Source organism: Clostridioides difficile ATCC 9689 = DSM 1296 (genome assembly GCF_001077535.1).
GTDB classification, from domain to species: Bacteria; Bacillota; Clostridia; order Peptostreptococcales; family Peptostreptococcaceae; genus Clostridioides; species Clostridioides difficile.
In genome coordinates this window covers 323288-336374 of record NZ_CP011968.1, presented here as the reverse complement: position 1 = coordinate 336374, position 13087 = coordinate 323288, and the positions used below count along the sequence as shown (strand labels likewise).

At 28.3% G+C, this 13087-nt stretch carries 9 protein-coding genes; 2 read left to right on the top strand and 7 right to left on the bottom strand.

What is annotated here, in order from left to right:
• Window positions 1-294, top strand: coding sequence for a spore coat protein (locus CDIF1296T_RS02040; RefSeq protein WP_003425293.1), 294 nt, complete (start codon window positions 1-3; stop codon window positions 292-294).
• 194 nt (window positions 295-488) lie between these two features.
• Here the strand turns inward: CDIF1296T_RS02040 and CDIF1296T_RS02035 are convergent, their stop codons facing one another.
• The 7 genes from CDIF1296T_RS02035 to CDIF1296T_RS02005 form a co-directional block, all read right to left on the bottom strand.
• On the bottom strand, window positions 489-1205 hold the full coding sequence (locus tag CDIF1296T_RS02035; RefSeq protein WP_009888041.1) for an HAD family hydrolase: 717 nt from the start codon (window positions 1203-1205) through the stop codon (window positions 489-491).
• An 87-nt stretch (window positions 1206-1292) separates the two neighbouring features.
• Window positions 1293-2558 (bottom strand): class II D-tagatose-bisphosphate aldolase non-catalytic subunit, encoded by a 1266-nt coding sequence (locus CDIF1296T_RS02030; protein WP_009895305.1) that lies wholly within the window; start codon window positions 2556-2558, stop codon window positions 1293-1295.
• A gap of 103 nt (window positions 2559-2661) precedes the next feature.
• Window positions 2662-2970: a PTS fructose-like transporter subunit IIB gene (locus CDIF1296T_RS02025; protein WP_003435043.1), complete on the bottom strand. Its 309-nt coding sequence runs from the start codon at window positions 2968-2970 to the stop codon at window positions 2662-2664.
• A 66-nt stretch (window positions 2971-3036) separates the two neighbouring features.
• The gene (locus CDIF1296T_RS02020; RefSeq protein ID WP_009895303.1) at window positions 3037-4092 is read right to left on the bottom strand and encodes a PTS fructose transporter subunit EIIC; all 1056 of its coding nucleotides are present in this window, start codon (window positions 4090-4092) and stop codon (window positions 3037-3039) included.
• Window position 4093: 1 nt separating this feature from the next.
• Window positions 4094-4546, bottom strand: a complete 453-nt coding sequence (locus CDIF1296T_RS02015; RefSeq protein WP_003435038.1) for a PTS sugar transporter subunit IIA — start codon at window positions 4544-4546, stop codon at window positions 4094-4096.
• On the bottom strand, window positions 4543-6573 hold the full coding sequence (locus CDIF1296T_RS02010; RefSeq protein WP_003435036.1) for a BglG family transcription antiterminator: 2031 nt from the start codon (window positions 6571-6573) through the stop codon (window positions 4543-4545). Before CDIF1296T_RS02010 ends, CDIF1296T_RS02015 begins: the two co-directional genes overlap by 4 nt.
• Window positions 6574-6828: 255 nt before the next feature.
• Entirely contained in the window at window positions 6829-9063 is a 2235-nt protein-coding gene (locus CDIF1296T_RS02005; RefSeq protein ID WP_009901727.1) for a GGDEF domain-containing protein, read from the bottom strand.
• 318 nt (window positions 9064-9381) lie between these two features.
• On the opposite strand from CDIF1296T_RS02005, the gene uvrA reads away from it, so the two are divergent.
• Entirely contained in the window at window positions 9382-12810 is a 3429-nt protein-coding gene (uvrA, locus tag CDIF1296T_RS02000) for an excinuclease ABC subunit UvrA (protein WP_009895297.1), read from the top strand.
• The last annotated feature ends 277 nt before the right edge of the window (window positions 12811-13087 follow it).

Genomic DNA, 13087 nt, shown 5'->3' with positions numbered 1-13087 from the left:
ATGAGAAATATGATAGAAAATCTAATTAAGAACAATACTTATATAGACGATAAAGTAATAATGTTAAGTATGCTTTCATCTGCTAAAGCATCTGCCAATATGTATCTTAATTCTGCATTGACAAGTAGTACACCTGAATTAAGAGCTATATATTCAGCTTCATTAACTCAAATGGTAGAAGGTCACACAGCACTTACAGAATTAAGTATTAATAAAGGATGGGTTAAACCATATGATAAACCTATTCAACAGTTAACATGTAGTTATAAAGAATCCCAAAATGTTATTGACTAAACTAAATAAAATATATTTCTAACTATTTCATTTTAATTAAATAATAAAAAGGGGATATTCAAATTTTTTTAAGATTTCCCCTTCTTCTAAATAATCTATTTTTAACATAAAATAGATTGCTCACAATCTAAACATATAATTTTATATAGTTATTATTAATTATTTTATACAATTCTATTATTAACATTTTTTTACTACATATTTTTATAACTACATATTTTTATAAATAAAGATATCAAATCCTTATGTTCCAAAATTACAAAATCAGGTTTATAAAACAACTCTTCTACCTCATGTCCTCTATGGTTCAACCATATACTCTTCCAACCAGCTTTTTTAGCACCTAATACATCATTTCTATAAGAATCACCCACATAATATGTATTTTCTCTATCTAAATTCATAACATTCTCAGCTACTCTAAAAATATTAGTATCTGGCTTAGAAAATCCAACCTCACTAGAAATAAAAATATTACTTTTATCAACCCAGTTTTCAATATTTAACTGCTTTAACTTCATTCTTTGATGGTTTGATGGGCCATTAGTTATAATTCCTAGATTAATATTTCTTTCTTTAGAAAAATTTAAAATCCTCTCAACTTCTGGTATTAGTGTAATTTGTGATTGTTGATATATATACTCATCTTGAAAACTTTGTGCATCTTTTTCTGTAATAGAATTTCCCAACTCCTCAAAAGCTTTCATTATCCTATAAATATGCATTTCTTTGATTGGCATTTCTCCATTTTCAGTCATATGAAATACCTCATCACTATACTTTCTACTACTCATATATAAATCTTCAATAGAAATATCCTTTATTGAAGAAAACACTTTATTATATGCAGTGTAAAAAGGCGTTAATTGATTATATAAAGTATCATCTACATCAAAAATTAAATTAATCAAAATATTAGTCCTCCTAAATTTAATAGTGGTAAGTATAATTATAACTATAAATACCTAGTATAACAATACTCACCACTATAAGTCCTATTATTTATTTAAAATCCTCGTAGTAACACCTTTTAAGTTATAGCATTCTGCATAATCACGCAAAGGACGTTTAATATGGTCTACAACAAATCTTTGACCATCAATATTATTCTTACTTAAATTATCATAAAGCACTTCTATTTCTTTTTTAACATCATCATTATTAAATGTATAATGTCCTGCAATATCTAGTATTTCATTAGATAAAACTTCATCCTTAAATATCTCTTCAGTAGTTAGATTTTTTTGTTCTCCTACTACCCATTTTCTCCAACGTCCACATTCAATTGCATTAACAAGAAGAACATGTCTGATATTAGAAGTTTTCTCAACTAAACCCTCTTTTTCTAATTTACACTCAACTTCTGCTAATTTTAAATATGCCCTAGTTTCTTCAGTACCATATTGAGGAGCTACATTTGTAGCAATAATTTGAGATGGTATATGTTCTAATAAAGTTACATCATCTAAGTAATCGCCATTATGCTCTTTTAAACCAACTCCATATTTCTTAGCCATTTGAGCTAAATCATAAGCATTTCTAAAATTAAAAGTTCCTACTTGTTCTGTCTTTCTAGTTAAAGTACCAGTTTGACCAACTATAAATGTTGGCATTGGCAAACCTCTATTATCGAGTTCAACCTTTAGTCTAGTTATAAATGTTTCATACGTCTCAGTTGAAGTCAGACCTCCATTGGTTTCCTCTGTACCAACCTCATAACCTATGTCTGGTAGATTAAGTCTTTTTCTCTCGTTTTCACAATACTCAATTAATTCTACAGTTCTTTCTAGTACTACATCTAGTGGAATTACTTTTCCAATTTCAAATGGGTCTTTTGTAGGGTCAATCATCAATAGGTCAAAACCTGCTTCAATGTCCGCTAAATAAGATTTTTTTCCTAACTCCATTGCTTCATCAACAGGCAAATGGTCATTTCTCTCTTTATCTCTTTGCCATGGCCCACCATGGTCTCTACATAAATAATATAAACCATCAAATCCAACTTTGTCGGCAACCTTCTTAATATCTTTTGTAAAAGTTTCCTGATTCCAACCATTTACATAACCGCCACCTAGTTCATCTGCATCTACTTGATTTCTACTTGCGATAAACATTAAAGGAAAATCATCATCTTTTGCTAGTTCAAAACTTGCTTGTAACAAGTTTGGTGACATAGGACCAATTCCTAAAAGAGTTGCACTTTTCCCCTCTTCTTGTAAGTTTAGTAATCTTTGCACGACAGTCTTTATTGGTAACTTTTTCATGACTATATCTCCTTTTATTCTATTTTTAAGATATTTTCAAAGATGCTTTTAATAAAAATTTCTTTAAAAACATCTTTGAGTTATATGTAAAATAAATCAATTTTTATTGAAAAGTATCTTTTATTTTCTTAATTAATGCATCAGATTTCTTAATTATCTCAGATACACTCATTCTTACTACCTTCTTTCCTTTAAAACGTTCCATATTTCTAATCTCAACATCATTAGTCAATATTACACAAGTTGCTTCATCAATATCTTTAAGTGACAATTCATTATCTATTCCAGAGCTTCCTTGAGTCTCAACCTTTATTTCTATACCAAATTTTTTGGCTGATAATTCAAGTGATTCAGCCGACATGTAAGTATGTGCTACTCCACTAGGACAAGATGTTACTGCTACAATTTTCATATTCTTATCTCCTTTAAATTTATAGTTTTATATTTACTTTTTTATACAAATTCCTTCCATTTATATTTATAATTCTTCAAATATTAATTCAATTGATTCATCTAAATCTTCTTCAATTTCTTCATCTTCTTTCACGTCTTTTTTTACTAATTTCATTAATACCGCAACAACTACTGCTCCAGTTAATACTGATGCAATATACCCCAACCTATTGTCAACTACAGGTAACACTATCAGACCTCCCCAGGGTGCATGATTTAAACATCCTAATAAAAAAGCCATAATATTTCCTACAATCGACCCAGCCATAATACAAGGTATTACTCTAACTGGATCTGATGTTGCAAATGGAATAGCTCCTTCTGTAATTCCAACACATCCCATTAATAGTGAAGCTTTACCTGAATCTCTTTCTTCCTTGCTAAATTTTTTTGGAAACAATAATGTAGCTAATCCTAAACCAATTGGAGGTATACAAATTGCAACGCCAACTCCACCCATTAAATATGGAAGTGTGTCAACTTGAGTTTGGGCAAAAGTAGCAGCAACCTTATTTATAGGGCCACCCATATCTGAGGCTATCATTCCTCCTAAGATTCCACCTAAAGGAATTTTAGAAACACCAGACATTCCATTTAACCAGTTTGTCATCCATGTCATAAAAGAAGCTATAGGTTCTCCAATTAAAAATACAATTATACCACCTGTAATCAATGTACCAACTAAAGGATAAATAAATATAGAACCTAAAGTTCTCATTGTAGGAGCTAATTTAATTTTCTTTAATTGTAAAACAACAAATCCTGCTATAAATCCTGCTATGATACCACCTATAAAACCTGCATTTACTTCTTTTGCTAAATATGCACCTATCATACCTGGAGCTAATCCTGGTTTATCTGCCATACTAAATGCTATATATCCACCTAATATAGGAATGAATAAAGCCAAGCCAGCAGCTCCAATTTGATTCAGTTTAGCCAACCAGCCTGTTTCAGGAACAGCAGCTTGTCCACTTAAAGTTACTGATAAAGCAAATAATATTCCTCCTGCAACCACAAATGGAATCATATAAGATGTTGCTGTCATAAGATGTTTTTGCAAAAACTTTAAAATTCTCATTTTAATCTTCCTCCTCTATTTTTTCTTTTATAAGATTATAAACAGTTTGTTCATCTGAACATCTAATTTGATTTCTAAAACTTTCATGCATCAATAAACGTGCTAATTTTGATAAAATCTTTAAATGAAGATTATTTTCATTGTCTTTTGTTACTGATATCAAAAATATTAAATCCACTTTTTCTCCTTCTTCTGTCCATTCAATAGGAGTATCAAGCTTTCCTATTGTAATACAAGAGTTTTTAACACCTACACTTTGACTATGAGGAAGACCTATACCATGTCCAATATAAGTCGACAATGTTTCTTCTCTCTTTAAAACATCTTTTAAAAATTGATTTTTATCTATTAAATATCCTTCTTTTGACACTACATCAACTAACGATATAATGGCTTCTTCTTTTGAATTAACATGTATTTTAAATGAACATTTTACATTAACTAATTTATTCATACAGTGACCTCCTTCTCATATTTATGAATTAAAACTTCTGCTTCTTCTTTTGTCTTTGCACTTTCTAACATAGCAATAAAATTAGTCTTATAAACCATTTTAGTTAGATTAATTATTGCAGGAATTTGCTCTTTTTTATCTCTGCTTGCTAGGCAAAATATGATTTTAACCTTTTTATCTCCAAAACTAACTGCTTCTTTACATATTAATAAACTTATCGAACTTACTTTGACTAATGAACTATCATTGCCATGTAGTAAAGCAAATTCGTTATCTTTTACAGCATAAAAACCCACATTTTTTAAAATATCTATAATATTCTCAGCATATTGTGCTGATACAAAATCACAATTAGCAAGTATGTTTGAACTAAATTTTACAGCATCTTCCCATTTCATATCTCCATCAATTATCCTTATGGTATCAATCCCTATTAAATCACTTAAATTAAGTTGTCTAAATAATATTCTCTCATCACTGTATCCAAGTTCTTGACATATAATACTTAATACTCTTTTTTGGGCATCTTCTTCTAAAAAGTCCAACCTTTTTTTTATTGACATATAATTAGTTAAGACGTTCTTTCTTTTTATCCCTTTTTCTTCAAACTTCAAATAATCCTCTTCTTGTAAAAATGGATTTATCTCAATAATTGTTTTAGGCAAGTCTATTACTATCTTTGATGTTGTTATAATGAAGTCAATACTTTCCCATTCTTTATAATCTTGTAACTTATATGATGGAATACTCTCTACTATATTTATCTGGTAATCATTTACTAAACTATCCTTTAACATAGCAATTACACCATATCCAAATCCACAAACTAACAATATATTTTTGTAGTTATTCCTCTCATTTCTATGTATACTTCCTAAAAAATGTATTGCCAAAAGTATTGTTTCATTTTCATTCTTTATTTGACTTAAAACTCTGTTTTTTTGAATAGAAACCTTAGTAGCTTCAAGTACATATTGATATTTATCTGGTATTACATGAAGTAATTCCTCATAAATCTGTATATTCTGCTTGATTCTCTCTATCAATGGAGCAATATGATTGAGTAATCCTTTATAAAGAATCATATCTTCTTTAAAGCTAATCTCTAATATTTCTGACATATTGTAAATTAGGTCTTGAACTATAATTTCTGTACTAATCAAATCCATATCCTCGTTTAAACTTGCATATTTATTTGTAAAAAATACAAAACTCTTTAACAGAAAAATTTGTTCCTTAGTCAACTTTTTTTGAATAATTGTTTCAAATTCTTGGTCAAACTTATTTTCAAAACACGGCTCACTTAATGAAGCAGATTCTAAAGGATGTTTTTCATCTGAATGTATATACCATGTAAAAAGGAAAATGTTCGACACATACCATGTAAAAGATTCATCATTTAAAGTCCATCCCATTTGCAATAATAAATTCATAGACCAATTATATATATCAATCAAATAAATCCCTTTGAATATTTTTTCAATTACATTCACTAAATACTTCTCAAATACACTTAAATCAGATTTTTCCTTACCAAAAAGATAAGAATACGATTTTAATATGTTCAATCTTTGCTTATATATAATGTCTTCTTCTCCACTTATTTTAAAAGATTTATCATAAGTAATAGTTATTTGGTTTCTTTCTAATTCACTTGACAAAACATTAAGGTCATTTTTAATTGAACTTCTAGAAACCTGAAATTCTTTACTTAATTTTTCTAAGTTTAGATTATCTATTTTAAACATTGATATAATTTTCATAATAGATACTCGCTCAGTTAAGGAAAATACATATTCGTTATTATTTATACATACTACTTGGAAGTCATCAGGAATAATTAACACACCTTTGTTCATCTTTTGTATTACTGACTTGTTTAATGAACGCAAAACAATATTTAAATTATTTATATCATATCTAACTTTTCTTTCTTCTATACTAAGTTGTTTGCTAATATCCTTGTAACTTGTCTTATTTTTTCCTTTTAGAAAATTCATGATGAGTAACATTCTCCCACTTATCATATTTTCCCTCCTTCCAAAATAATTAGAGTTATTAATATAGCAAATTTTATATTATTATGTATGTTTCAGTTTTTATCTAAGACAGTAACTATCTTTCTATATTCAGAATAATACAATAAAGCTTTAGCCACAACTTACAACATTTGAAAATTATTTTTACAAAATCTGCAAATATATTTTTATTAAATATATAAATAAAAAAGGCAAGTTATATTTTTAATTATATAACTTGCCTAAATTTTTTATCTTGTACATTTAATAATGGATATTTTTAATTTTATTATTTTCATATGCAAAATTTTCAAAGTCAGAAATTAATAATGGTTTTGAAAAAACATAACCTTGAATATAATCACATCCCACATTTTTTAGGAACTCAACTTGTTCTAATTCTTCAATTCCTTCAGCAGTTACTTTCATACCTAGCCTTTTGCTAAGTTCAATAATAGACTTAATAACTACCTTACCACGGTCTATATTATTTTTGCTAACAAAGAATGAACGGTCTAACTTAATTATATCAACTTTAAAATCCTTTAATATCCCTAATGATGAGTACCCAAATCCAAAATCGTCTATAGAACATTTAAATCCATTAGAATGAATATCCTCTATTATATCTATAGCTTCTGGATTTTCTAAGAAAATAGATTCAGTAAGTTCTAAATCTATCAGACATGTTGGTACATTGTATTTATTGCATATATGCTTATATTTTTCTAAAAACAATTTATCATTCAGATGTTGACGTGATACATTAACAGAAATTCTCAACACTTCTTTACCTTCTTTTATCCACTTAGAAATCAATTTGCATGTTTCTTCTAGTATATATAAATCTAACTTACATATAAATCCACTTTTTTCGAAAAGAGGAATAAAATCACTTGGATAAATTATGCCCTTTTCTGAATTTTTCCAACGCACAAGAGACTCTGCTCCACTAATTTTTCCACTTTTTATATCAATTTTAGGTTGTAAGCACATAAAAAATTCTTTATTTTCAAGGGCTTTTTCCATTAAATTTGAAATTTCCTTTTCAGATATTAATCGTTTTCTTTCTATATCACTATAAAAAGAAAAATCACTTTGATGAGTTTTATTAAAGCTTTTTCTTGCTGTATTTGCATGGTCTTGTATTGTAATTAAATCTTCATTATGATTTTCAATTGTGTAAATACCTACTGATAGTCTTAAAAAGTATGGATTTTCCCTATTTTTATTAAAATAATTTGTGTCAGCTTCTATTTTATATAATAACTCCAGGGCTTCTAACACTGGTCTATTCTTAATAAGCAAATAGAAAAGGTCTGCATCATGACGGCACACAAACTCTTCATTTTCATCAATGTTTTTATACAAAATATTGTAAAGATGTTTTAGTGTCATATTTCCCTTTTCACTACCGAAACAATCATTTATTAGCTTAAAATCTTTTATATTCATTGCTATCATCATATAAGTACTATCAGGTGATTCTGAAATTAAAGGTTTGACTAGCATACTAAACTTAGTTGAATTTATACCATTTGTTATACTATCTAAATATGCAATATTTTCTATTTGATTTACATATTTTCTTCTTATAATATATAAAATTAATGTTATAATTCCAATAATACATGTAATTATAAATGTCATTGTTATTGTAAAAGAGTTTAATTTATTAAGTTCACCAAGTACAGCATCTTCAGGTACTATGAGAAGAAAATGCCAATCATTTAAACCTCTTGTAATTGGATGATAAGTTAATAAGCATTGTACACCTTTTGATGAGGTTATTGTAATATTCCCTGATTTATCATTTTTAAAATCCTCAAGCATCTTTTGTGCCCAAGGTTCATCTCCAGAACTCTTATATTTATGGCTAAGGTCCTTTATTAATTCAGTATTTTTTCCTATGAAAAGAGGTTTTCCCTTACTATTAATAATTTCAATAGTTCCTTTTCCATTAAAGTTATCTATATTAAGAATCTCATTCATACTTTCTTTATTGGATACACCTATTAAAATACTAGATACTTCATGATTATCATTAAATATAGGTACACTATAAAGAACAAAACCCATTGACTCTATTACTTCTGAGTATTCTTTACCTTCAATTCCTTTTTTATAGGAAACAGTATTCTTTAAGTCAAACTTTTTTCCACTTAAAAACTCAGCTTTACCTTCTAAATCTATTATTCCAACATCATAATACTTATAACTAGTCTTTCTTTTAGATAAATACTCATATCGACTATCACCTTCATATTGCTTAATAAAATCTGCCATTATTCTTAAGTCGGATAAAATAAATTTGATTTTAGAATCAACATTCATTACAATCTGTGTAGATACATCATTTAAATAGTTTTTAGATTGTTTATTAGATATATTGTGTAGTTTTACGGTATTAAAAACAGTAATTACAAGGATTGAAATAATAAGTGAACATAAAATTATAGACAGAACTAAACTATTTTTCTTATACCTTGATAATTTCATTTTTTTCCTCCAAATTATAAACCTATTTTTTAATGTATATTAACACTTACAAATTTTTTTACTAAAAATCCTTCACACTATATTATAGTATTCTATTTCTTAATATTCAAGAATGCCATCTTAACATTTCATTAACATTCAATAGATAATGGTTTTATTAAATAATTATATTATATGCAATTTGAAACTATATTTGTATTACAATTTATCACTGTATCATTTTTTATTTATTTTTAAATTTTGGCCAAAAAATCTAAATTGTCCTTGCATATGACACCATGTCAGGGTATATCATCCATTTAGAGAGGTGAAATATAAATGAAAATAAATAACTATAAAAATCAAAGTATCATCACAAATCCTAAAAAATTTGAAAATAAATATCAAGATTTACCAAAGACTCCAATTGAGTTATTAAAAGTGGTTCAAAGCCTAGTAATTCATGGAGACCAAGGAAAATTATATGGTATATCCTTTAATAAACAACAATCTGATGAGGAATTGCTTCGTACAATTCCTCAAATGTTAAAAAGAATATTTGAAATAAATTCTAACCCACTAACTATTCCAAGAAACCCAAAACAAAGGCTTGTTGGAATGTGCAGAGATTATTCTTTACTTCTTGTATCGCTCCTAAGATATCGAGGTTTTGAGGCTAGAATGAGAGCAGGTTTTGCTAATTATTTTGAAAGTGAGCTTACTTATGAAGACCACTGGCTTGTAGAATACTATGATACTCTAACAAAGAGATGGATAAGAATAGATGCACAAATAGATGACATACAAAAAAATTATTTTCAAATTAATTTTGACACTCATGATGTCGGAAAAACAGATGGTTTTTTAACTGGTTCAGAAGCCTGGATAAGATGTCGGCAAGGACATGCTCATCCAGATGACTTTGGATATAATAAAAATTGGAAAGGTTGGCATTCTGTAAAGGGTAATCTTCTACATGACTTTAATAATATGATTGGTTTAGAATTGCTTCCATGGGATTTATGGACAGAATTAAGTTCCAAAAAATACAATCAATTAACAAGAGCAGAAAAAAATTTATTAGATGAAATGGCAGAAATATTATCAATCGGAAATATAAAAATAGAAGACCTTAATTTGTTAATAGAAAAACTGCCTGAAGATTATTTGAAATCAATCTTTTCTCAGTTAAAAATATTAGGCATTTCGGAAATAAAAGAATTAGGCAATCCTCTTGAACTCGAAAAGAAATTCAAATTTACAAAATCAATAAATAAATCAATTAAAAATTCACTTTGTCATAATAAAAGCTCTATCTATTTAAAAGGAGGAAGGCAAAACAATTTAAAGGATGTTGAGGTTACAATTCCAAAAAATCAAATAACTGTTATTACAGGTGTAAGTGGTAGTGGAAAATCTTCTTTAGCTTTCGATACGATTTATGAAGAAGGAAAAAGACGTTATTTTGAAAATCTAAGTAATGGAGCAAAACTTTCAGAACAGCTTCAAAAACCGGAATTTGATTTACTTCAGGGATTAACCCCTACTATAGCTATCGAACAGAAAAAAGGAAGCCAAAATCCTCGCTCTACTGTTGGTACTCTTACAAGCATTTGGGATTATTTAAGAATGTTATTTGTATCAATCGGAAAAAGTTACTGTCCATATTGCAAAATTCCATTAGAAAAAAAGAATAATACAAAAAATTATTGTCCACATTGTCAAACTATTTTTTCTAAGATAAATACTTCAACCTTCAATGCTAACTCCCATACTGGAGCTTGTCACGATTGTAATGGATTAGGTTTTACCTATCAAGTTAATCCTCAATTGATTGTAAAAGACCCAACTATTTCAATATTAGATGGAGCCACTTACTATTTTGGAAAATTGAGGGGGAAAAAGCCAAATGGTAATTGGATGGTAGGTGAATTATATGCAATAGCAAAAGATAAAAATATAGACCTAGATATACCTTGGAATGAATTACCAAGAGATTTTATAGATGCAATCTTATATGGTACAGACGATAAGATATATGAATTTAGCTTTGAATCAAAGGGACGAGAATCAAAGATTAGAAGACCTGCTTCAGGAGCAATCAACCACATTCAAAGACTTTTTAGAGAATCTAGTTCTGAAAATAATACCTTGCATCAATATATGAACAAAATTCCTTGCAATACATGTGGTGGCGAATTGCTGTGCATTGAGGCTAGATTCACTACAATCAAAGGTTATCGCTTCCCTGAACTAACAAAAATGACGATAGAACAGTTATGGAATTGGTTGTGTGAATTACCAAATCAACTTCAAAAAAATGAGCTCTCTTTGGTAAATGATATCTTAACAGAATTAAAAATTCGAGTTAGTTATCTATTAAAGGTAGGTCTTAGCTATATATCAACAGATAGAACAGCTCCAACTTTATCTGGAGGAGAACTGCAGAGAGTACGATTATCAAGTCAGCTAGGAAGTGAATTAGTAGGCTTAACCTACATTTTAGATGAACCATCTATTGGTTTACACCCAAGAGACCATAATTTAATCATCAAAATGATAGAAGAGCTAAGAGATAAGGGTAATACTGTTATAGTTGTGGAACACGATAAAGATACAATACTGTCTGCTGATTATATTATTGATGTAGGCCCAAGTGCTGGTACAAAAGGGGGGTTCATTATTGCAGAAGGTACAACCCAAGAAATTATAAAAAATCCAAACTCTATAACAGGTAAATATTTAAGTACATACAATAAAACAGGTTCACAAAATAAAATTATCCCAAGTAAATGGTTAAGCTTAAAAGGATGCCATGCAAATAACTTAAAAAATATTGATGTAGAAATTCCCTTAAACTGTATGTGCTCTATTACAGGTGTTAGTGGTTCTGGTAAGAGCTCTCTTGTATTTCACAGTTTACTTCCTGCTCTAGAAGAAAAATTGAAACAAAAATCTATCCCAGATAAAAATTATACTGAATTTACTGGATTTGATGCTATTGATGATTTTATCTTAATGGACCAAACACCTATTGGAAAATCTAGCCGTTCTACACCTGCTACATATATCAATATTTTTGATGAAATTCGTTCTCTATTTGCTGAAACTCCACAAGCAAAACAAAAATTATTGGATGAAAGCTATTTTAGCTTTAATAGCAAAAAGGGGCAATGCCCAAACTGTCAAGGATTAGGTAAAACAAAAATTATTCTGCAATATATGGCAGACCAATGGGTAACTTGTAGTAAATGTCAAGGTAAGAGATATCAAAAAGAAATACTGTCTATACAATACAAGGGAAAGACAATTGCAGATATACTTGACATGGAAGTAGCAGAAGCAAAAACATTTTTTAGCGATTGCTCTGATATATATAGAAAACTCTCCTTATTAGATGAAGTGGGACTTGGATATCTAAAGCTTGGACAAAATACATTAGGATTAAGTGGAGGAGAATCTCAAAGGATAAAATTAGCAAAAGAATTAGGGACAAAAACTAAAAAACGAATGCTGTACATATTGGATGAGCCTACTACTGGACTTCATTTTAAAGATATAGAAAATTTGTTAATTACTTTTAGAAAACTTGTAAATGAACAGCATTCACTTTTAATTATTGAACACAATACAGAGGTTATACGTGCTTCTGATTGGATTATCGATATAGGTCCAGACAGTGGAATAAATGGAGGGGAAATTGTTGCTTCTGGAACTCCTGATGAAATAAAAATAAATCCAAATAGTATTACTGGACATTTTATATAAAAACAATTAAATACACATGAACTTAAATATAAAATTATAGAATGTCTTATATTATAGAAGAATTATTATAATAGTTGTACAATAAAAAAATTAACTTTAGTATATTATCTGTGATAAAATATGAATAATATATAAAACAGAACATAAAAATTATTATATTTTTTCTTTAAGTTTCTTCCTAATTTTCACATAACAGTAAAACCACCTAAATATAAAGGTTATAATGAAGTCTATGATAATGAATTTTATAAAATATTTGAAAAGAAAAATCCTCATA